Genomic DNA, 21,736 nt, shown 5'->3' with positions numbered 1-21,736 from the left:
ATAGTTTATGTACAAAAGAATTACTAAATATATAAACCGATCTAATTGGAATATTGGGTTCGTTGATATTTCTCCTGAACATTTAATCTATAAAACTAAATTGGGTGAAATTCAGTGGATGAAGCATCGTTATAATGATCGTTTCTTTGCTGATCCATTTATTTTAAAGATTACAGATAAATATATTATTCTTTTGGCCGAAGAAATGCTTTTTGATGAAACAAAAGGGCGAATAGTTGAACTGATTGTTGATAATAAAACAAAACGCCTATATGACAGATTTTTATTATTGGAAACCGATTCGCACCTATCCTATCCTGCATATATTCGAGAGAATGGTAAAGTGTATGTGTATCCGGAAAACGGGATGTCTGGAACTTTGAAAATATACGAATTGGATGAAGATAATCATACATTAATCAATCCCGTTATTATTTTAAATGAAGCGGTGGCTGATGCCACAATTTTTATAAATGAAGGGAAATATTGGATGACTTCAATGAAATATCCAAATACACAGGAACAAGTCTTTTTGTATAAATCTGAAAGCCTATTAGGTCCCTATGTTCAAGTGGATAATTATCCTTTCACTTACGATAGAGGTTACTCTCGTCCAGCGGGTAATTTTTTTTCTGTTAACGAACAACTATATCGTCCGGCTCAGGATTGTTCTAGATTTTATGGATCTGCATTGTCTATAATGAAAGTTGATTTTAGTGATGCGTTTCAAGAAGAGTTGAAATTCAGGATAAAACCTCAGTCCTATAAATACAATCTGGGCATTCATACCATTAATTTTCTCGATGGACAATGTGTTGTGGATGGTTACGGATATTTATATCCACTTATTGGTCGAATCTATTATTCTGCTTTCACAACCCGGATTAAAAATATATTAAAGGTGTTAAAACAGATAAGATAATCTAAAAGTATGAGTGTTTATTTTGCTTTAGCCATATTCGTTGTTTTATTAAATTTACTTCCTGTAAAAAATGAACGCCAGTCTTCAGTAAGACTATTATTCTCTTTTTTTATATTTTTCATGTATGGAGCTTTTCGTGTTGATTACGGTCTTGATTATCCCACATATGAAAATTATTTTCAAAATGTAAAATTATATGGAGTCGAAGCTAATGAGAGAATAGAATTTGGATATTATTTATTAAATAAATTATTACCCTCTTACAGAAGTCTGCTGATCATTCAAACATTATTGTTGTGTAGTGCTTATTATTTTTTATTCAAGTGGTATATACCCTCTAAATGGGCTTGGTTAGGTTTCTTACTTTTATTCCTCAACGGACAGTATACGGTTTTCTTTATGTTAACAGCCATACGTAACGGGATTGCAATTTCAATATTTATTCTTTCAACATATTTTATACATCAGAGGAAAATAATCCCTTTTTTAATATTAATATTTATTGCTTATTGGTTTCATAATAGTGTAATATTATATGCTCCACTTGCCTATATAATAGCAAACGGGAAAACAGTAACCACGAAAACATTATATACATGGCTGTCAATTATGATCATTATTGCCTTAACCTCTAATACTTTTTTATTGAGTTTTGTTGAAACTTTCGTGAACAGATATTTTAACCGTTATTCGTTGCCGTTAGAAAACGTAAAAGAATTAGGGAAAAATGCCGGTATGTTGGCGTCACTTTTTGCTTTAGCAACCAGTGCATTATTATTATTTCTGGTAAAAGATAAAAATCTATCTCAAAAAGAAAATATAATGGTAAAGTTGTCATTACTCTTTTTAATGGCCAATTTGTTAGGCCCGCTCAATATGAGAATGACACAGTACTTTGCATCATTTTTTATGGTTGGCTCGATCGTGGTAATTTATAAGGGACGAAAGAATTCTTATAAATATGCATATATAGCTGCAATTTCTATATACCTATTTTATGCATTGAAGATATGGTTAAATGGTCCATATTTTAGCTATGATGCATATCGCTCACTTCTTTTTTAGACTAATGTATTGATTATATTGAAAATGATATATGAACAATAAAGTTGTAATAATTGGTGCAAACCATCAGAACGCTCTTGGAGTGATTCAGAGTCTGGCAAGGGAGAGAGTCAAACCGTATGTTATTATTCAGTCTAAGTTAAAGAAAAGTTTTGTCCTGAGAAGTAAATATATTGAAAGAGGTTGGATTTGTTCAACGGATGACGATGTTTTAAGGTGCCTGCTCCAGAACTTCACAGATACAGAGAGGAAAGCAGTTTTGTATACCTGTAGTGATGATGCTGCTAGTTTGGTTGATAACAATCTCAACTTATTAAATGATTGTTTTTATTTACCAAATGCCGTAAAACAAGGTGCCGTTTCGTCCTGGATGAACAAAGACAAAATGACTAAGAGTGCAAAGTCTTTTGGCATTGCAACACCGAAGTCTTGGTTGATAAACATTGGAGACAATATTAACGAAGTTGAGTACCCATGCATAACTAAGTCAATTACCAGCGTAAAGAATGGCAAAGCTGATTTTAAATTATGCAACAATTCAGACGAATTAAAGGTGTTCTTAGAGGGAAATCATAACTGCCGAGTTTTTCAAGTTCAAAAATATATTGACAAAGATTTTGAATTTCAATTTCTAGGTTGTTCTTTAAATGGTGGACAAGAGATAATTATTCCGGGAAGGACTCATATTATTAATGCAAACAACTTTAACAATTTAGTTTTTTTAAAGTTTAATCGTCTAGAATCCTCTCTTAATGAATTAATTAATAAATGTCATAACCTTTTGCGACATATAGGTTATTCTGGTCTGTTTAGTATTGAATTCCTGAGAGGGAAAGATAATATGAATTATTTCTTGGAAATAAATTTCAGAAATGATGGGAATTCTATCAGTGTTACTGATTCTGGGATGAATTTACCCTACATCTGGTATCTTTTCAATGCTGGTGGTGATTATAAAAATGAAATAGAAAACTCAAAATTTAAAGAGGTATTTTTTGTTCCTGAAGACTCTTACTTTCTAGAAATGATTAATGGAGCAATTTCTTTTTCTGAATGGAAAAATAATATGCGGAAGGCAAATTCTTTTGCCACCTATTTCAAGGATGATAAAGCACCATTCTTTGCGCTCATTAAGCTGCAGGGTCGAGTAATTATAAAATCAATTATTAAAAGGATTCTAAAAGATTTGCATTTAATACGGTCAAATTAAGGATGATGAAAAAAATACTATTTGTCATTACAAATTTAGGGCATGGAGGTACAAATCGTTCACTCCAAAATCTATTAAATAAATTGGATACATCGCTCTACAATGCGGATGTATTTGTGATGGCTCATCAGGGGCCTTATGCTAATGAATTACATAATTGTACTTTGCTCCCCAAAGATAGATATATTGATGCGCTGATATCTCGTTTGGAAAAACGGAACGGATTTGATAAATATTTGAGCATAGCTGTGAAGTTTGCCGCTAAGATAACAAAATACAGGTTTCAAGATTTTCTTTTTAAACGAATTTCCACTAAAATAGCAAACAAGAAACATTATGATGCGGTCATTGCTTATAGCGAAGGTGTACCGACACGCTTTGTTCATTATATGAATCACCCTAACAAAATTGCTTGGATACAATGTGATTATGCCAGTTATCGTGAATTTAGTACTTCAGTGGATGACGAGATAATCTATAAAACGTTTCATTCAATTGTTTGTGTATCAGATTATACGAAAGAATCTTTTTTGAATTTTTATCCTGATTTTTCTAGTAATGTTTTTTCTGTCTACCCAATCATTGATGATCAACTAATCCGTAAAAAATCTCTATCTGAATGTGACATTTCGTTTGATGATAAGAAATTCATTATTGTTTCGATAGGCCGCATAGATCCGATAAAGCAAATATCAGCAATACCTGCGTTAGCTCGTGACTTGATTGATGCCGGAAGTAACATCTGCTGGTATATAATCGGTCCTGTCGGGACACATGCCGAGTATAATCTTTTAAAAGAAAATTTAGGCAAGTATGATGTGCAAGACAGAGTACATATTTTAGGAGAGATTAATAATCCATATGGCTATCTGATTAAAGCAAACCTTTTAGTTAACACATCATTGTCAGAAGCAAATCCTTATGTAATTAACGAGGCCAAAATTCTTCATATACCGGTTGTATGCACCAATTTCGGTTCCGCAAAAGAGTTAATAAATTATGATGTGAATGGATACTATGAGCCTTTGGATAAATTAAGTAAGCGGATCCAATATTTAATTGATAATCCCGAAAAATATAATTCTTTGCGGGAGGAATTAGCTACTTTTAATTATGATAATGACAAAATATTGTCAAAGGTTTATTTTCTGCTAAACAGGTATTAAAAATGAAGGAACCAATCATATCAATCAAAACAAATGATCTTTGGTCAGTAAATATAACTCCTCTTGTAACAGTTATTACCAGCGTATACAATCGAAGAGAGTTGTTGTTGAGGGCTATGCAATCTGTAGACAATCAATCTTTCAAGAATATGGAATACATTGTCGTGAATAATGGTTCATCTGTCAATATTGATGACGTGGTGGAAGATTTTTTGAAACAGGCAACAATACCGGTTATGTATATCAAAAGGTCGAGTGGCTCAGGCCCTCATACAGGGAAGAATAGCGCAATTCGTCGTGCAAGAGGTAAGTATTTATCTATGCTGGATTCAGACGATGAGTTCTTGCCAAATGCTATGCAGGTTTTTGTGAATTATTGGGAGAAACTACCTGTTGAAAATCGAAATGAGTATCGTGAAGTTGTTGCCCAATGCATAGATGAAAATGGGAAACGTGTTGGTGATCCTTTTCCCCAAAAATTAAATAATTGTTCAAAAAATGAGGCTCGGAAGATTTGGGATAGAAAAGGTTTACATGTAGAACACACCAATATGCATGTGACGAAGCTGCTTAAAGATAATCTATTCCCTGAACCTGATGGGGTTACTTTTGTGGTTGACAGTACAGCAATATGGAGTAAGCTAAGTCATCAATACAAATCTTATTTTGTGAATGACTGTCTCAAAATATATTATATGAATTCTTCAGATTCTATTACTAACGTCGAAATAAAGAAAGTTACAGTACAACATTGTATCAATATGTTATGGGCCGACAAGTATACCCTGAATCACTGGGATGAATATGATTATAGCAGAACTGAAAGGATTAAACGAGTATTCCACTATATCTTATTTTATCATATTCTGAAAATCAAAGATGCATATCCAGATCATGATTGGTCAAATGAGAAAATAAAGGGCTTAACAAACAGATTTTTTTTAATGATTCTATGGTTTCCTTCTTTTATAGCTGCGAATTATTATATTAAGACAAGAATGTAAGTAATTAGAATAATATAATGTTGTATATTCTTGTTATTCTGCTAATTTCTTTGTATATTTGTCTCACTATGAGATATATAACACTGAAAACTGATGAGCTTGAGGCTCTGGAGCTCCTCCATAAGAGTAGTAGCGACAACTTAGTAAGAAAGCGTAGTCAATGCCTTCTTTTGTCACACCAGAAACAATCGATTACGAATCTGACTGCAATTTTTGGAGTGAGCCGCAGGACGATTGAGCGGTGGTTCGACGGATGGGAAAAAAGTGGCGTTGATTCGCTCCAAATGGTACCCGGACGTGGGGTCAAGACCCGCTTGAAGGGTTATGAGAAAGAGGTTGCCGAACAGGTTGAACTTCATGGTCGAAACCTTAAAAATGTACTCAGTTATTTTAAAGAAAAACACCAAATCACCCTCTGCAAAAAGACCTTGCAGAATTTTTTAAAAGATACTGGGCTATACCTGGAGACGCATCCGGTTATCCCTGAAGACCAAACGAAACCAGGCGGAGTTCGATAGCAAACAAGTACAAATAGAAACCCTTAAGCAGTTGGAAGACAGCGGATACATTGATCTTTATTTTGGTGACGAAAGCCATTTTGGTCTTACTCCCAATGTTCCCTATGCCTGGCAGATGAAAGGGACACAAATCCTTTTGCCTGCTACAAAGGGGAAAAAACTAAATGTAGTTGGCTTGATGACCCGCAAGAACCATCTGTTTTTCGAGATGCATGAGGGTACATACAACACCGATACATGCATCCGTTTTATGGATAAATTTGTTGCTCAAACCGTAAAAAGGACCGTTGTTATCCTGGACAATTCGCCCATTCACAGATCTAAAAAGTTCAAAGCCAAAATCCAGGCGTGGAAAGAGCAAGACGTACTGATATACTTCTTGCCGCCCTACTCTCCGGAGTTGAATTTGATAGAACTATTATGGAGAAGAATCAAGTATCAATGGATACCTTTCGATGCCTATCTCAGTTTTCAAAATCTCAAGGAACGTTTGTCGTTTGTGCTCAACAATGTGGGACAACATTACGACATTAAATTTTAGACATTACTTAAATATCAACAAAAATAAAATTACATATGAAATTAGTCATTTTAGCCGGTGGTTTCGGAACCCGAATTTCAGAAGAATCTCAATTTAAGCCCAAACCTATGATTGAGATAGGTGGTATGCCTATACTTTGGCACATAATGAAAGGGTATTCATTTTATGAAGTCAACGAATTTATTATTTGTGCGGGATATAAACAACATGCAATAAAGGAGTGGTTTTCAGACTATTTTTTGCATACGTCTGATGTAACTTTCGACTTTACAAATGGAAATGAAATTATTGTACATCAAAAAAGTGTAGAACCATGGAAAGTAACAGTAGTCGATACAGGTTTAAACACACAAACCGGGGGGCGTATAAAAAGGATCCAGGAATATGTTGGAGATGAGACCTTTTTACTTACATATGGCGATGCCGTAGGAGATATTGATATTAAATCACTGTTAGCTTATCATAACTCTCATGGAAAAATTGGTACAGTATCAGTGTATAATTTTGGTCAAAATAAAGGTGTTTTAGAGATTGAAAATGGACAGGTTCAGGCATTTCGAGAAAAGTCAGATATGGACGGTGATGTGATTAATATTGGTTTCATGGTATTTGAACCAGAATTCTTTGATTATATTGATGGTGATGATACGATACTCGAAAAAGATCCCATGAAAAAATTGCTTGACAAGCAACAACTCATGGCCTATACGCACAAAGGGTTTTGGCAATGCATGGATACGCTTAGAGAAAAGGAGAAATTAGAAAAACTTTGGGCAGATGATAATGCTCCCTGGAAAATTTGGTAATATGAGTTATTTTAATTTGAAATTTTATGAGGGAAAAAGGGTTCTAGTTACAGGTCATACCGGTTTTAAGGGTTCATGGTTCTGTAAAATGCTCTCTAATGCAGGGGCAAAAGTTACCGGCTTTTCATTGAATCCTCCAACAACACCTTCACTTTATGAAATTGCTGAAATATATAGGGATGTTCAATCAATAATTGGAGATATCCGCGATTATGAAGCTCTCAAGGCAGCCTTTGAAGAGGCTCAACCTGAGATTGTATTTCATTTGGCAGCTCAACCAATTGTCCGTGATAGCTATAAAAACCCGTCATACACATACGAAACAAACGTAATGGGTACTGTTAATGTCCTTGAATGTGTTAGAAATAGCAGAAGTGTTAAATCATTTCTGAATGTGACTACAGACAAAGTATATTTAAACAAGGAATGGGTGTGGAGTTATCGTGAAAATGAGGAGCTGGATGGATTTGATCCTTATTCAAATTCAAAATCTTGTTCTGAGTTAGTAACTAAAAGCTATAAAAGAAGTTTCTTTACTGATAAACAAGGTAAGATTACCGTTCCTATTTCGACTGCAAGAGCTGGAAATGTGATAGGTGGTGGAGATTTCGCCAATGATCGGATCATTCCAGATTGTGTAAGGGCTGCACAAGTAAAGGAAGACATCATTGTGAGAAATCCCTTTTCAACACGTCCTTATCAGCATGTGTTAGAACCGCTATATGCTTATCTGATGATTGCAGCTAAACAGTATGAAGATAGCGCTTACGCTGACTCGTATAATGTTGGTCCAGACGAGGTGGATTGTTTTCAAACTGGTGACTTGGTTGAATTGTTTGTAAAACGTTGGGGTGAAGATATGAAATGGATCAACCGTTATGATGGTGGACCACATGAAGCTAACTTCCTTAAATTGGACTGTTCAAAAATGAAAACAACATTTGGTTGGCAACCTTATTGGAACCTTGATAAAGCAATGGAAAAGGTAGTGGAGTGGAGTAAATGCTGGATTGATAATGGAGATGTCAGAGCTTGCATGGATAAACAGATTGAAGAATTCTTGAGTAGACTTGAATTATGAAGAAAGTTATTGTAACAGGTGCAAATGGCTTTATTGGCTCGTCACTTCTTAAAGTGATGTGTGAGGAAGAAGTAAGGGTTTATGCTATCATTAAAGATATAAATGAGAAAGTAGACCACATCAAAGATTTGCCTGGTGTGGATATTATATATTGCGAGTTAAGTGATATCGCTAAATTACCAGAACTGATACCGGCCAGGGATATTGATGCCTGTATTCATTTGGCTTGGTCTGGTTCTTTTGGAGATGAAAGGGCAGATTATGAACTGCAGTTGACAAATGTTAAATATGCTTTGAATACTGTTGATGCAATTTCAAAGATGGGTGTGAAGCGTTTTATAGGTGCAGGCACTTTGGCGGAAAAAGATGTATTAAATTATCATCCAAACGATGGATCTACTCCAAACGACGTGAGTACCTATGGTATAGCCAAAATCACCATGCATTTTATGACTAAGGTTAAATGTACCAAACTTGGTATTGAACATGTATGGTGTTACCTGTCGAATACATATGGAGTCGGGAATACGACAAACAATTTTGTGAATATGGCCAGTCGCTTGATGTTAAACGGTAAAAGGGCATCTTTCACATCCGGAAATCAGATTTATGATTTTGTATATATTTCTGATACCGCAAGAGCAATATATTTTGCAGCATCAAAAGGTCGAAAAAACACCGCCTACTATTTAGGGAGTACACAACAAAGAAGACTTAAAGAGTATATTCAGATAATTAGAGATTGCATTGATCCTTCTATCGAATTGCATTTGGGTGAGGTTCCCTTCAATGGTAACCCTTTGCCCATTGAGGCTTACGATGCGGTTAAACTGGTAAATGATACCGGTTTCAAACCGTTGGTTTCTTTCGAAGAAGGAATAAAAAAAACAATTGCTTGGCTGCGTGATGAAGACCTTGTAACTAACTTGAAAACTGTTAAAAGTCGAATCGATAATGTGATTATAACAGGGGCAGATGGTTTTGTTGGAAGCTATACAGTTAAATATTTCTTAGAACAGGGTAAAAATGTTCTTGCATTGGATATTTCTGAAACACCCGGAAGGCTTGGAATACATGAGAATATGACTTATTTGCAGTGTGACATATCTGACACTACTGCAATGCTTGAGATAATACCACACGGAATGTATGACACATTCATACATTTTGCCTGGAACGGTTCAGCTGGAGCAGCACGAGTCGATTATAATCTTCAAATGAAAAATGCCCTGAACACGGTTGAATGTCTTAAAGTCGCAAAGGAACTTGGTTGCAGCAGATTTATAGGTGCAGGCAGTATAATGGAGTATGAAGTAGAAGCTGTTGTTCACGCGCAGGAGAGTCAACCGGGTTTGGAATATATTTATGGTATGGGAAAACATATTGCTCACAGTATGTGTAAATCTGTTGCTGCAAAAATTGGTATTGACCTACTCTGGCCTATGATTACAAACGCCTATGGGGTGGGAGAACTGTCCCCGCGATTTGTCAATAATACACTTAGAAAGATTATTAAGGGGGAATCTCTTCAGTTTACAGCCGCAACACAAAATTATGATTTTGTGTATGTTACTGATGTTGCCAAGGCTTTTTATCTGGTTTCGGAATATGGGAAGCCATTTTGTGAATATATGATCGGGAGCGGGAATGCCCGCCCACTGAGAGAATTTATTCTAGAAATGCAGCAAGCATGTGCCCCTGACTCAATACCAATTTTTGGGGAAATTCCATTTACAGGAACAAATATGCCACTTAAGACTTTTAATATAACCGCCATCAACAAGGATTGTGGTTATAGGCCTGATGTTTCTTTTGCAGAAGGAACAAAAAAAACAATGGAATGGCTTAAAAAAACTATAACATTATAACAAGATGATTCAGAAATTTGAATTTGAGGAATTAGATCTGAAAGGAGCATATTTGATAAAGCCTTTCTATGCAACTGATGAACGTGGTGGTTTTATCAAAGATTATAACATTGATATTTTTCAAACAAATGGCATTGAACATGAATTAAAGGAAGTCTTTTATACCCTTTCAAAAAAAGGAGTAATTCGTGCAGTCCATTTTCAGATGGTAAAACAACAAGCCAAATTGGTCAGATGTATCAGTGGGCATATTTATGATGTGATAGTTGATTTACGTCCCAATTCTCCGACATTTGGTCAATGGTATGGTTTTGATCTGACAGGTGATAATAAATTGGAACTTTATATCCCTCGATTCTTCGGACATGGTTATTTGGTTCTGGACGATTCTGTAGTTTCTTACAAATGCGATGAAGTCTTCTATGGTGAAGGAGACTCTGGGATCATGTATAATGATCCCGATATCAATATTAGGTGGCCATTAGAAAAGATAGGGGGTAAAGAGAACTTGATCATTTCGGAGAAGGATAGGACACTTATGAGTTTCAAAGAATACACTGGATTATTCCCCTAAAACTGGAATACATGAAAATAATTTATATCGGATCGTTTCGTTTCCCTATTTATGATGCCGCTGCTTCAAGAGTTTTAAACAATGCCAGAGCATTAAGATTGTATGGTCATGAGGTGAAATTTATTAGTTGGGGTGGAAAATATAACAATCAAGATAAATCCGATGATAATAGATTTTATTACGATGGATTTGAGTATGTTATATCGAATGATTTGGATATAAAAGGAAGTCTGTGGGAGAAAGTTAAAGTGCATTTACTGAGAGGTAGAAATAGTTTGAATCTTATTGAAAATGAGGTGGCATCTTCTGATATTCTTATTTCATATAATGCTGAATATCATTTTACCAGAAAACTACAGAAAATTGCGAGGAAAAATAAAAAAAAATATGTCAACGATATAACGGAGTGGTATTCCTCAAATGATTTGTATCTTATTGATAGACTACCAAATTTACTTAATATGAGGTGCCTTCAACATCGCGTAAAGAATAAAATTGTGATAAGTCGTTATTTAAATGAATATTATAAAAATACCAACAATATTGTTCTCCCACCCCTTTGTGATGGGCAGGAAGATAAATGGATTCATGAGAACTTAAAGGGAATTCCCGAATCTATAAAACAGTTTAATGGATTACGCATAATTTATGCCGGTAATCCTGGAAAAAAAGATTCGTTGCATACTGTTATCAATGTAATTCAAAGACTATTAGATGAAGGTGCCAATATTCAATTCCTGATTTTAGGAATGTCAAAATTAAATTATTTAGATAAATACTCTCATTTTCTTGATAGTCAGTATATAAATGAAAGAATTGTATTTCTGGGAAAAGTGTCTCAAAAAGATGTACCCGATTATTACAAAATTTCTGATTTTATGATTTTGTTGAGGGATAAAACAAGAAAGAATATGGCAGGTTTTCCAACAAAGTTTGTTGAATCAATGACTGCAGGTGTTCCTGTAATAGCAAATATCACAAGTGATCTTGACTCCTATTTACATGACTCTGTCAATGGTTTTATCCTTTCGGAAAATAGTTTTGATGATCTGTATAAAACGATTAAAGAAAGGGTGCTTAAGGCTGATCCTCTGGAAATAAGACGTATGAAAGATCAGGCAAAATTAAAAGGGAGTGAGTATTTTGATTTTCGATCTTATAGCGAGGAGTTTAATTCTTTTATATGCAACTTAAGATGAATATCTGATGAAGATAGTATTGTTATCTGCGAGAAATTCAAGAATGGCTGGTGGTTTGTTCAACTCGGTTAGAAATCTAGGGTTGAGTCTAATGCATCATTGCAATATACAAGTATCGTATGTATCACATCACGATCAATATCATAAAGAAGATATCAAAGCATACAAAGATCTTCCAATTGCAGAATATCATATATCCAAACTACCTCTCCTAAATAGATTGGGTTTCTCTAAAGATATCCACGAGGTGTTGGAGAATGAGGCTCCAGATATAATTGAGATTCAAGGTATATGGATGTATTTTTCATATGCTGCTTTGCGATACAAAAAAAAGCATCCTAAAACAAAGATCATAATTGCTCCGAGAGGAAGTTTGTCTCCATTGGCGTTAAAAAAATCAAGATTACATAAGACTATTGCAGGCTGGTTCTATGAGAATGAGAACTTGAAAAATGCAGATTGCTTTCGTGCTTTATGTAAACCTGAATATGACAATATCCGTGCCTTAGGATTTAAAAATCCTGTTGCCATTATTCCAAATGGGATCAATATACCAGATAAGCAAATATTAGAAAAAAGTAATAAAGAGAAAATTCTTCTTTATGTTGGCCGCATAAATCCTATTAAAGGGCTTAAGGAGTTTATTGAAGGGTTATCGATGTTGAAAATTAAATCACCAAACTTATTGAAGAATTGGAAAATTAGAATTGCAGGTTGGGATCAAAAAGGACATTTAAAGGAATTGATTGCATTGGTAAATAGATATGATTTAGGTAATTATGTGGAGTTTATTGGACCAATCTTTGGTGAAGAAAAAGAGAACGAAATAGTACAGGCAAGTGCATTTATTCTACCATCATTTACTGAAGCAATGCCCATGGCTGTTTTAGAGGCTTGGGCATATCAACTTCCTGTAATTATGACGGATTTTTGCAATTTATCCGAAGGTTTCAAATTAAATGCAGCAATCAGAGTCAACCCTGAACCAAAAAGTATTCGAGAAGGACTAGCCACTCTTTTTACTATGACTGATGATGAATTAGACCGGATGGGAAAGAACGGATTTGACATGGTATCTAAAGATTTTACCTGGACCCATATCGCTGAACAGAGTACGCTGCTTTACAGATATTTGTTGAAACAAGCTCCCACACCTGATTTTTTATTTGAAGGATAAAAACGAATTTTATGAATAAAATACCTGTTACTGTTATCGTCCCTGTTAAGAATGAAGAGAAAAACCTTCCCTACTTTTTGCCTTTATTAAAAGATTTTGATGAAGTTCTAGTTATTGATTCTCAAAGTACAGATAAGACAAAAGAGATTGTTATTTCTTTTGGATACGTTTACATTAATTTTGAATGGAATGGCGATTTTCCCAAAAAAAGGAACTGGGCTTTGAGAAATGTTCCAATTAGAAATGAGTGGGTTTTCTTTGTTGATGCTGATGAATTTATGACAGAAGAATTCCTTGATAACTTGAAAGTAGTTATGAAGGATACAAGAGACTATGTTGGTTTTCAAATTAATTATAGAAATGTATTTTTAGGGAAATTATTGAAATATGGTATACCAACGAGAAAATTGGCCTTATTCAAGAAATCAGCGGGAGAATATGAAAAAATAGAGGACGACGATGTTACCGGTAATTATTCGGGTTTGGAGATACATGAACATCCAATTTTAAGCGGACCAATTGGTCAGATTGACGGATATATTTTGCACAAAGAAGACAAGGGGATAACCAGTTATATACAAAAGCATAATGAATATTCCAATTGGGAGGCTCGGCGCTTCTTGAAGATAAAAAAAGACACCTACCGAGTTTTTACAATCAGACAAAAAGTTAAGTACGCATTCATTGATTCGTGGTGGCTTGGAGTAATATTTTTCTTTTATAATTATATATGGAAACTGGGGTTCCTGGATGGAAAAGAGGGATATATCTTTGCTACATTAAAAATGCATTATTTCACAAATATTAAATGTAAAATTGAAGAGCTTCGAATTTTACAACAATTGAAGGAAAAATAAAAACTTCAATTAATAACATATAATATGACAAATCAAATACTTTTGATCACCGGTGGTACCGGTTCGTTTGGTAATGCAGTACTAAAAAGGTTTTTGGATACAGATATCAAAGAAATCCGCATTTTTAGTCGCGACGAGAAGAAACAGGATGATATGCGTCATTGTTTGCAGAATCCGAAGGTGAAGTTCTACATTGGGGATGTACGTGATAAGCGTTCTGTGGATACTGCCATGCGGGGCGTGGATTATGTTTTCCACGCTGCGGCACTGAAGCAGGTGCCTTCATGCGAGTTTTTCCCAATGCAGGCAGTACGTACAAACGTAATAGGGACGGAAAACGTATTGGATTCAGCTGTTGAGCATGGAGTAAAAAACGTGGTGGTGTTGAGTACCGACAAGGCTGCCTATCCGATCAATGCCATGGGAATCAGTAAGGCGATGATGGAAAAGGTGGCTATTGCCAAAGCGCGTTCGTTGGGTAATGATGCCACGACTACCATTTGTTGCACAAGATACGGAAATGTAATGGCAAGTAGGGGGTCAGTGATTCCTTTGTGGGTTGATCAGATTAAGTCGGGTAAACCAATTACTATTACCGATCCGGGTATGACTCGTTACATGATGACATTGGATGATGCGGTGGATTTGGTGCTGTATGCTTTTGAGCATGGCAACCAGGGCGATCTTTTTGTACAGAAAGCACCGGCTGCAACATTGACTGTTTTGGCTGAAACACTGAAAGAGTTATACCACGCTGATACGGAAGTGAAGGTAATCGGTACCAGGCATGGTGAGAAACTGTACGAGACATTGGTAACTCGTGAAGAGATGTTCCGCTCGGAAGATATGGGGGATTATTTCCGTATTCCGGCTGATGCTCGTGACTTGAATTATGATAAGTTCTTCGTGGAAGGCCAGGAAGATATTTCGAAAGTGGAGGATTATCATTCGCACAATACTTTCCGATTGGATAAGGAAGGGATGAAGCAACTGCTTTTGAAACTTCCAGAGATAAGAGAAGATTTAAATCTGCTGTAATGATGAATATTCTGATAACAGGTGCAAAAGGATTTATCGGGAAGAATCTGATTGCCGAACTAAATAACATCAAAGAAGGCAAAGCCAAAGGGTATCATTTAAATCCCGAGCTTACTTTATTTGAATATGACATTGACACTGATCCTTCGCTTCTGGATGGATATTGCAAGGATGCAGATTTTGTATTTCACCTTGCAGGAGTAAACAGACCGAAGGATCAGAGTGAATTTATGGCAGGTAATTTCGGATTCACTTCTCTGTTGTTGGATGCATTAAAGAAACATGGCAACAATTGTCCCGTAATGTTATCATCTTCCATTCAGGCTGAATTGGATAATCCCTACGGGATATCAAAGAAGGCTGGTGAGAACTTACTTCTTGATTACGGTCGTGAGACAGGAACGGATGTATTGATTTACCGTTTCCCGAATGTATTTGGTAAATGGTGCCGACCCAACTATAACAGTGCGGTGGCCACTTTCTGTCACAATGTGGCTCATGATCTTCCCATACAGGTGAACGACCGTTCGGTGAATATGACACTTGTCTATATCGATGATGTGGTGAAAGAACTGATAGCAGCATTGGAGGGCAATCCAAACAAGTCGGGTGAGCTTTACAAAGTGCCGGTAGAGCATAAGATTACATTGGGAGAGATTGTGGATTTGATCTACTCTTTCAAGGAAAGCAGGAAGAACCTTCTTGTGGCTGATCTCTCTGATCCTTTCACGAAGAAACTTTATTCGACTTATCTGAGTTATCTCCCCGAGGACCAGTTCTCCTATCCGTTGAAGATGAATGTGGATGAGAGAGGTTCTTTTACGGAGTTCTTGAAATCCAACGACAGGGGGCAGGTTTCTGTCAATATCTCCAAGCCGGGCATCACGAAAGGGCAGCATTGGCATCATACCAAGAACGAGAAGTTTCTGGTGGCAAGTGGAAAAGGAGTGATTCGTTTCCGGAAGATCGACGAGGAGAAGGTACACGAATATTTTGTTTCCGGCGACAAACTGGAAGTGGTGGATATACCGGTAGGGTATACGCACAATATTGAAAATCTGGGTGAGACAGATATGGTCACGGTGATGTGGGTGAACGAAGTGTTCGATCCGGAGAGACCTGATACCTATTTTTTGTCGGTATAGATATGAAAGATAAAGAGATGAAGAAATTAAAAGTATTGACCGTAGTGGGTACACGTCCGGAGATTATCCGTTTGGCCTGTGTGCTGCAAAAACTGGATGCATCGGAAGCCGTTGAGCATGTCTTGGTGCATACGGGACAGAATTATGATTATGAGTTGAACGAAGTCTTCTTTGAGGACCTGGGTCTGCGCAAACCGGATCATTTTCTGAATGCTGCAGGTAAAAACGCAACAGAGACAGCCGGACAGATCCTGATCAATATAGACCCTGTACTGGAAAAGGAACAACCGGATGCATTCCTGGTATTGGGTGATACCAATTCCTGTCTGTGCGCCATTGCAGCCAAGAAAAGACATATTCCCATCTTCCATATGGAAGCCGGAAATCGTTGTTTCGATCAGCGGGTGCCGGAAGAGAGCAATCGCAAGATTGTAGATCATACGGCGGACATCAACCTTACCTATAGTGATATTGCACGTGAATACCTTTTAGCGGAAGGTTTACGTCCCGACAGAATCATCAAGACCGGTAGTCCGATGTATGAGGTATTGATGCAATATCTGCCTAAGATTGAGGCTTCTAATATTCTTGAAACGCTTCACCTTGAGAAGGGTAAGTTCTTCGTGGTGTCTGCCCATAGAGAAGAGAACATCTCTTCTGAGAAGAACTTCTCCAACCTGGTGGAGATATTGAACGGTATCGCTGAGAAATATGATTATCCGGTGATTGTCTCTACCCATCCCCGCACCCGTAACATGATTGAAAAGAAGGGAATCACTTTTCACAAGAATGTGCAGTTGATGAAGCCGATGGCATTGAGCGACTACAACAAGTTGCAGATGAACTCTTTTGCAGTATTGTCTGATAGCGGTACAATCTCTGAGGAATCGTCAATCCTTAACTTCAGGGCACTGAATATTCGTGAAGCGCATGAGCGACCCGAAGCAATGGAAGAGGCCTCTGTGATGATGGTGGGACTGAACCCAGAGCGTGTGATGCAGGGACTTGTTCAGCTGCAATATCAGCAAATTGGCGATGTTCGTAACTTCCGTCCTGTTGTCGACTACAGCATGCCCAACGTGAGTGAGAAGGTGGTACGCATCATCATCTCCTATACAGATTACATTAAACGAGTAGTTTGGAGTGAGTAGGAAAATATTGATACATAGTATTGTATTTAGCCCCGATGGTGTATCTACTGCATATCTTTATAACGACATTGCTTTAAAATTTAAGGCTTCTGGTTATGAAGTTGCAGTGTTAACTACAACTCCTCACTATAATGTTGTTGATAGTGAATTAAAGAAACAACCGTTAAGGAAAAGAGCATTGGGGTTATTCTATGAGAGTTATTTTAACGGGATTAAAGTAAAGCATATTTATCAAAAGAAGTATAAGAGTACTTTACTAAGGTTACTTGGATTTGTATATTGGCACATAGTTTCTTTTGTTCTTGCGTTGTGCGAAAAGAAAATTGATCTGATTTTATCTCCATCTCCACCTTTGACCATAGGTTTTCTGAATGTTATTATAGCAAAACTGAAAGGTGCAAAGGTAATCTATAATGTTCAAGAGATATATCCCGACTTATTGATTGAAGAAGGTGGATTAAAGTCGGGTTTGACTATATCTTTTTTGAAGTGGATGGAAAGGTTTGTTTATAACAAGTCTGATGCAGTTACTACAATTGATGAGATATTTTATAATACGATTGTTTCTCGATTTAAGGACAGAACTAAATTACATGTAATTCCTAATTTCGTAGATACCGATATTTACAAGCCTATTGAGAAATCGACATTAGAATTAAACAAAGAGTTGTTCCCCGATACTGAATCTATAAAGGTGATGTATGCGGGGAATATCGGTTTTGCTCAAGACTGGGAACCTTTGGTTGCTCTAGCAGATGAATTAAAGAATGATGCAGTAGAGTTTTTTGTAATTGGCGAAGGTGCCGAAAAGGAAAGACTATTGCAAGAGAAAGCAGACAAGCAGTTAGATAAGTTGCATATTCTTCCTTATCAACCAAGAGAGTTAATGCCTTCCCTTCTTGCATATTCAGATATACAATTTATTTTTATGTCGCCCGACACTGAAGGTCATGGCTTCCCCTCAAAAGTATATACTATAATGGCATGTGCAAAGCCATTGATTGTTATATCTGGTGATAAAACTCCCATAATTAATTTCCTAAATGACAAAGACTGCGCATATCTTTTGACTAAAAGAAACTTACGAGCAAACGTTGCAATAATGGCGGATGTGTTGAGAAACACACCTTTATTTGAATTTGAACGATTGGGTAAGAATGGATATGTGAGTATTGAAAATAATTACTCTAAAGAGAAGGTGACCGGGGAGTATGTGAAGTTGGTTGATGGATTGCTTTCATAAAAAAGTAATGATTAGTTTTTCTTTTACCTTCATCAGTTTGTGCCATATTATTACACCTCTTTTAAACACATTAATGCAACATTTCAGATTGCCATGCTTATTACATTTTTTGCATTATAGCTTCTTGGTGTTAACAAATTCGATTAATTTATAATAACACAGGATGCGTACAATAATGTATTGTTGTAGAATAAGTTATAAACAAATGCACATGTTTATTTTATGAAATTCTGCAATCTTAAATATCTTGATACAAAAATGGAAACTATTATAAATAAACCTTTAAAATAATAATATGGCAAAACGAAAAACAATTGATCTTGAAGAGGTCAGAAATCCGTCATGCGAAAAGTATTGTAATTCAAAGAAAAGAGATGAGGTAACCGATAATGACCTGTGTATGAGAGCTCTGTCTTTAATTGATGGGCTTCCTGTAAGGTGTGTCGGAGAATGGTCCCGGAAAAAGATCTTCATTCTTGTAAAATACTTTAACATGTTCACTGTAAGTATGAAAAATAAATGGAATAACCTGTATTATATTGAGATTTGCAGCGGACCTGGAAAATGTATTGATAGATCAGTCGGAAATGAAATTAACGGAACATCTTTGTGTGTAGCTGCAAATTCCGTTTTATCCTGACCCCTCATTCCGGAACAAGCTGACCCCTGTTCCGGGATCCTGACCCCTCTGCAAAACTCCTCGGGACACGCATTTTTTATTAAATGAATGCAGGGGTCAACATGCCGGAATGTCCACAGCCTGCCGTTCCGTCATATTGACCCCACCCGGGCGCCGAAGGTTTTCCCCACTTTGAATTGTTTATGTTGCCAGAGTAAACATAAACGAGAATCAAGATGGCAGGAACACCGAAAAGCATCAGCATGGTCAAACAGATACTACATTTACATGGCCTTGGTTACGGGATCAAGACGATTTCCCGGGATCTGGGCATATCCAAGAACACGGTCAGGCGATATTTGCGCCAGGCCGGATCCAAAGGGTTGCCACCGGAGGCAATAACTTCCCACAGCAACGAGTCATTGGAGCATATCCTGTTGGAGGATAATACGCGAGGCCGGGATAAGTTGACCCAATTGCGACAACTTTTCCCCGATATCAGCAGCAAGTTGGAGGAAACAGGTTTCACCCTACATTACCTCTGGTGCAAATACAAGGAGACCCATCCCGGGGGCTACCAGTACTCCCAGTTCTGCCACCATTACCAAAAATACCGGGAGAGCAAGTCGGCCGTGATGCACTTCGAGCACGAGGCCGGGGACAAGATGTTCGTGGACTACGCGGGAAAGAAATTGCACCACGTTGAATACGGCACGGGTGAAATCATCGAATGTGAGTTCTTTGTGTCCGTTCTTGGGCAGAGCCAATACACCTATGGGGAAGCTTCTCCCAGCCAGCAAAAGGAGGACTTTATCGCCAGCGTGCAGAACGCGCTGCATTACTATGGCGGTGTTCCCAAAGTGCTGGTTCCCGACAACCTGAAGAGCGCCGTGAGCAAGAGCAGCAAATATGATCCCGCCCTGAACGAGGACTTCCTGGACATGGCCAACCATTACGGTTGCGGTGTTTTGCCGGCACGCAGCCGGAAACCCCGGGACAAATCCCTTGTTGAGAACCATATCCGCACGCTTTATACCCGGGTGCACGCCGAGCTCTCGCAGGTGACCTTCTTTTCGCTGGAAGAGTTGAACGGGGCCATACTCCGGTGCCTTGAAAAGCACAACGGGACACCCTTCCAGGGTAAGGATTACTCCCGCAGGCAGTTGTTCGAGGAAACGGAGCGGGAAGCGTTAAATCCCCTGCCGGGCGAGCGTTTTGAAATAAGGAAGACGAAACAGGTGACGGTGATGAAAAACTGCCATGTGCAACTTTCCGACGACAGGCATTACTACAGTGTCCCGTACCGTCACATCGGGGAGAAAGTAAAGTTGAGCTACACCTCGAAGGAGGTCTGCGTCTACCTGAAAGGCGAACGCGTGGCCTTCCACCTGAGGGACAGGAAACCCTATAAATACACCACCGTCAAGGAGCACCTGCCCTCGCACCACCGGTTCGTCTCGGAGTGGAACCCGGAGAAGTTCATCAACTGGGCCGTCGGGATCAGCCCCGAAGTAAAAACCTACATCGAAGGCGTACTCTCGCAGAAGAACTACCCTGAAACGCTTTACCGTGCCTGCGTGGGAATACTCTCCTTCGCCAAAAAGGTGGGCAAGGAGCGGCTGGTGACCGCCTGCAGGATGGGGATAAGGATGGAGACCTACAACTACGGGTTCATATCAAAGGTACTGGCCAACAATACCGACAAGCTTTGGGCAGAGGGGGAACAGGCGGCAAATGACCGGAAACTTCCCGGGCATGAAAACCTCCGGGGAAGCGATTATTATAAAGACATGTGTAACGATTAAAAAACAAAAGGAACATGAATGAAATGACATTGGAAAAAATGGGACGGCTCCGCCTGTACGGCATGCAGTCCTCGTTCAGGGCTATCCTGGAGAGTAAAACATCGGGGCAGTTCACCATCGACCAGATGCTGGCAACCCTGGTCGAAGCCGAATGGGAAGAACAGGAGAACCGGAAAACGGACCGGCTGATAAAAAATGCGGGGTTCCGCTACCCGGCATCCCTTGAAGAAATAGACTACTCGCATCCGCGTAACCTGGACAGGAACCAGGTGCTCCGGCTGGTGGACTGCAATTACCTCGAGCGGGCAGAGAACGTCCTGGTGACAGGTGCCACCGGGTTAGGGAAAAGCTACCTGATATCGGCCCTGGGGTACCAGGCATGCCTGATGGGATACAAGGTCCTGTACCGCAATACCCAGAAACTTTTTAACGCGTTACGAATAAATAAAGTGGACGGCTCTTACATGAAAGAGATCAAGCGGATTGAAAAGCAGGACCTGCTCATACTCGATGACTTCGGGTTACAGCCTTTGGACAATATAAGTTCACTGACATTAATGGAGATCATTGAAGACCGGTTCGCTAAAAAATCGATTATCATAGGCTCTCAGCTTCCACTGGAAAAATGGTACGACATCATAACGGAAAAGACAGTTGCCGATGCCATTTTAGACCGATTGTTGAACGCGTCACATAAAATAACACTCAAAGGAGACTCCCTGAGAAGAAAAAATCGATAATTTTGTA

At 38.0% G+C, this 21,736-nt stretch carries 21 protein-coding genes; all 21 read left to right on the top strand.

Annotated elements, in window-relative coordinates:
* Positions 1 to 7 precede the first annotated feature (7 nt).
* The 21 genes from AC1HCU_RS08465 to istB all read left to right on the top strand — a co-directional run bounded on the left by AC1HCU_RS08465 (position 8) and on the right by istB (position 21,729).
* On the top strand, positions 8 to 922 hold the full coding sequence (locus tag AC1HCU_RS08465; protein ID WP_480365171.1) for a glucosamine inositolphosphorylceramide transferase family protein: 915 nt from the start codon (positions 8 to 10) through the stop codon (positions 920 to 922).
* 9 nt (positions 923 to 931) lie between these two features.
* On the top strand, positions 932 to 1,987 hold the full coding sequence (locus AC1HCU_RS08460) for an EpsG family protein (protein WP_480365169.1): 1,056 nt from the start codon (positions 932 to 934) through the stop codon (positions 1,985 to 1,987).
* 31 nt (positions 1,988 to 2,018) lie between these two features.
* Positions 2,019 to 3,197 carry an ATP-grasp domain-containing protein gene (locus tag AC1HCU_RS08455; RefSeq protein WP_480365167.1) on the top strand — a complete coding sequence of 393 codons (1,179 nt, stop codon included), beginning with the start codon at positions 2,019 to 2,021 and terminating at the stop codon, positions 3,195 to 3,197.
* Positions 3,198 to 3,199: 2 nt separating this feature from the next.
* Complete coding sequence (locus tag AC1HCU_RS08450; protein ID WP_480365164.1) at positions 3,200 to 4,363, top strand: glycosyltransferase; 1,164 nt, start codon at positions 3,200 to 3,202, stop codon at positions 4,361 to 4,363.
* A 2-nt stretch (positions 4,364 to 4,365) separates the two neighbouring features.
* Positions 4,366 to 5,367: a glycosyltransferase family 2 protein gene (locus tag AC1HCU_RS08445; protein ID WP_480365162.1), complete on the top strand. Its 1,002-nt coding sequence runs from the start codon at positions 4,366 to 4,368 to the stop codon at positions 5,365 to 5,367.
* Positions 5,368 to 5,435: 68 nt separating this feature from the next.
* A complete protein-coding gene (locus AC1HCU_RS08440; RefSeq protein ID WP_480365160.1) occupies positions 5,436 to 5,885 on the top strand; it encodes a helix-turn-helix domain-containing protein in 450 nt (149 codons plus the stop codon).
* Positions 5,815 to 6,426, top strand: a complete 612-nt coding sequence (locus AC1HCU_RS08435) for an IS630 family transposase (protein WP_480371135.1) — start codon at positions 5,815 to 5,817, stop codon at positions 6,424 to 6,426. The genes AC1HCU_RS08440 and AC1HCU_RS08435 overlap by 71 nt, the downstream gene beginning before the upstream one ends.
* A 35-nt stretch (positions 6,427 to 6,461) precedes the next feature.
* The gene (gene rfbF, locus AC1HCU_RS08430; protein WP_480365157.1) at positions 6,462 to 7,232 is read left to right on the top strand and encodes a glucose-1-phosphate cytidylyltransferase; all 771 of its coding nucleotides are present in this window, start codon (positions 6,462 to 6,464) and stop codon (positions 7,230 to 7,232) included.
* A 1-nt stretch (position 7,233) separates the two neighbouring features.
* The gene (gene rfbG, locus AC1HCU_RS08425) at positions 7,234 to 8,313 is read left to right on the top strand and encodes a CDP-glucose 4,6-dehydratase (protein ID WP_480365155.1); all 1,080 of its coding nucleotides are present in this window, start codon (positions 7,234 to 7,236) and stop codon (positions 8,311 to 8,313) included.
* A complete protein-coding gene (locus tag AC1HCU_RS08420) occupies positions 8,310 to 10,181 on the top strand; it encodes an NAD-dependent epimerase/dehydratase family protein (protein WP_480365153.1) in 1,872 nt (623 codons plus the stop codon). The genes rfbG and AC1HCU_RS08420 overlap by 4 nt, the downstream gene beginning before the upstream one ends.
* A gap of 4 nt (positions 10,182 to 10,185) precedes the next feature.
* Complete coding sequence (rfbC, locus tag AC1HCU_RS08415) at positions 10,186 to 10,755, top strand: dTDP-4-dehydrorhamnose 3,5-epimerase (RefSeq protein ID WP_480365150.1); 570 nt, start codon at positions 10,186 to 10,188, stop codon at positions 10,753 to 10,755.
* A gap of 11 nt (positions 10,756 to 10,766) precedes the next feature.
* Positions 10,767 to 11,954 (top strand): glycosyltransferase, encoded by a 1,188-nt coding sequence (locus AC1HCU_RS08410; protein ID WP_480365148.1) that lies wholly within the window; start codon positions 10,767 to 10,769, stop codon positions 11,952 to 11,954.
* Between the two features lie 7 nt (positions 11,955 to 11,961).
* The gene (locus AC1HCU_RS08405) at positions 11,962 to 13,131 is read left to right on the top strand and encodes a glycosyltransferase (protein WP_480365146.1); all 1,170 of its coding nucleotides are present in this window, start codon (positions 11,962 to 11,964) and stop codon (positions 13,129 to 13,131) included.
* Positions 13,132 to 13,142: 11 nt separating this feature from the next.
* Complete coding sequence (locus AC1HCU_RS08400; protein WP_480365144.1) at positions 13,143 to 13,988, top strand: glycosyltransferase family 2 protein; 846 nt, start codon at positions 13,143 to 13,145, stop codon at positions 13,986 to 13,988.
* 24 nt (positions 13,989 to 14,012) lie between these two features.
* Positions 14,013 to 15,026 carry a polysaccharide biosynthesis protein gene (locus tag AC1HCU_RS08395; protein ID WP_480365142.1) on the top strand — a complete coding sequence of 338 codons (1,014 nt, stop codon included), beginning with the start codon at positions 14,013 to 14,015 and terminating at the stop codon, positions 15,024 to 15,026.
* Between the two features lie 2 nt (positions 15,027 to 15,028).
* Positions 15,029 to 16,171 (top strand): capsular polysaccharide biosynthesis protein CapF, encoded by a 1,143-nt coding sequence (locus AC1HCU_RS08390; protein ID WP_480371133.1) that lies wholly within the window; start codon positions 15,029 to 15,031, stop codon positions 16,169 to 16,171.
* Between the two features lie 17 nt (positions 16,172 to 16,188).
* Positions 16,189 to 17,322: a non-hydrolyzing UDP-N-acetylglucosamine 2-epimerase gene (gene wecB, locus AC1HCU_RS08385; protein ID WP_480365141.1), complete on the top strand. Its 1,134-nt coding sequence runs from the start codon at positions 16,189 to 16,191 to the stop codon at positions 17,320 to 17,322.
* The gene (locus AC1HCU_RS08380; RefSeq protein ID WP_480365139.1) at positions 17,315 to 18,565 is read left to right on the top strand and encodes a glycosyltransferase family 4 protein; all 1,251 of its coding nucleotides are present in this window, start codon (positions 17,315 to 17,317) and stop codon (positions 18,563 to 18,565) included. Before wecB ends, AC1HCU_RS08380 begins: the two co-directional genes overlap by 8 nt.
* A 295-nt stretch (positions 18,566 to 18,860) precedes the next feature.
* Positions 18,861 to 19,205, top strand: coding sequence for a hypothetical protein (locus tag AC1HCU_RS08375; RefSeq protein ID WP_480365137.1), 345 nt, complete (start codon positions 18,861 to 18,863; stop codon positions 19,203 to 19,205).
* Positions 19,206 to 19,420: 215 nt separating this feature from the next.
* A complete protein-coding gene (gene istA, locus AC1HCU_RS08370) occupies positions 19,421 to 20,989 on the top strand; it encodes an IS21 family transposase (protein WP_480365135.1) in 1,569 nt (522 codons plus the stop codon).
* A gap of 14 nt (positions 20,990 to 21,003) precedes the next feature.
* Positions 21,004 to 21,729, top strand: coding sequence for an IS21-like element helper ATPase IstB (istB, locus tag AC1HCU_RS08365; protein WP_480365134.1), 726 nt, complete (start codon positions 21,004 to 21,006; stop codon positions 21,727 to 21,729).
* The last annotated feature ends 7 nt before the right edge of the window (positions 21,730 to 21,736 follow it).

The sequence above is a fragment of the Proteiniphilum sp. LBM24028 genome (assembly GCF_056629195.1).
This window is presented reverse-complemented; position numbering and strand designations above follow the sequence as displayed.

Excerpts from the sequence above, each read along its gene's own strand:
- AC1HCU_RS08440 (WP_480365160.1), top strand. The coding sequence starts at position 5,436 with ATGAGATATATAACACTGAAAACTGATGAGCTTGAGGCTCTGGAGCTC.
- rfbG (WP_480365155.1), top strand. The coding sequence starts at position 7,234 with ATGAGTTATTTTAATTTGAAATTTTATGAGGGAAAAAGGGTTCTAGTT.
- AC1HCU_RS08405 (WP_480365146.1), top strand. The coding sequence starts at position 11,962 with ATGAAGATAGTATTGTTATCTGCGAGAAATTCAAGAATGGCTGGTGGT.
- istB (WP_480365134.1), top strand. The coding sequence starts at position 21,004 with ATGAATGAAATGACATTGGAAAAAATGGGACGGCTCCGCCTGTACGGC.
- AC1HCU_RS08450 (WP_480365164.1), top strand. The coding sequence starts at position 3,200 with ATGATGAAAAAAATACTATTTGTCATTACAAATTTAGGGCATGGAGGT.
- AC1HCU_RS08395 (WP_480365142.1), top strand. The coding sequence starts at position 14,013 with ATGACAAATCAAATACTTTTGATCACCGGTGGTACCGGTTCGTTTGGT.
- AC1HCU_RS08445 (WP_480365162.1), top strand. The coding sequence starts at position 4,366 with ATGAAGGAACCAATCATATCAATCAAAACAAATGATCTTTGGTCAGTA.
- AC1HCU_RS08400 (WP_480365144.1), top strand. The coding sequence starts at position 13,143 with ATGAATAAAATACCTGTTACTGTTATCGTCCCTGTTAAGAATGAAGAG.
- AC1HCU_RS08420 (WP_480365153.1), top strand. The coding sequence starts at position 8,310 with ATGAAGAAAGTTATTGTAACAGGTGCAAATGGCTTTATTGGCTCGTCA.
- AC1HCU_RS08390 (WP_480371133.1), top strand. The coding sequence starts at position 15,029 with ATGAATATTCTGATAACAGGTGCAAAAGGATTTATCGGGAAGAATCTG.
- rfbC (WP_480365150.1), top strand. The coding sequence starts at position 10,186 with ATGATTCAGAAATTTGAATTTGAGGAATTAGATCTGAAAGGAGCATAT.
- AC1HCU_RS08455 (WP_480365167.1), top strand. The coding sequence starts at position 2,019 with ATGAACAATAAAGTTGTAATAATTGGTGCAAACCATCAGAACGCTCTT.
- AC1HCU_RS08465 (WP_480365171.1), top strand. The coding sequence starts at position 8 with ATGTACAAAAGAATTACTAAATATATAAACCGATCTAATTGGAATATT.
- istA (WP_480365135.1), top strand. The coding sequence starts at position 19,421 with ATGGCAGGAACACCGAAAAGCATCAGCATGGTCAAACAGATACTACAT.
- AC1HCU_RS08410 (WP_480365148.1), top strand. The coding sequence starts at position 10,767 with ATGAAAATAATTTATATCGGATCGTTTCGTTTCCCTATTTATGATGCC.
- AC1HCU_RS08460 (WP_480365169.1), top strand. The coding sequence starts at position 932 with ATGAGTGTTTATTTTGCTTTAGCCATATTCGTTGTTTTATTAAATTTA.
- AC1HCU_RS08375 (WP_480365137.1), top strand. The coding sequence starts at position 18,861 with ATGGCAAAACGAAAAACAATTGATCTTGAAGAGGTCAGAAATCCGTCA.
- rfbF (WP_480365157.1), top strand. The coding sequence starts at position 6,462 with ATGAAATTAGTCATTTTAGCCGGTGGTTTCGGAACCCGAATTTCAGAA.
- wecB (WP_480365141.1), top strand. The coding sequence starts at position 16,189 with ATGAAGAAATTAAAAGTATTGACCGTAGTGGGTACACGTCCGGAGATT.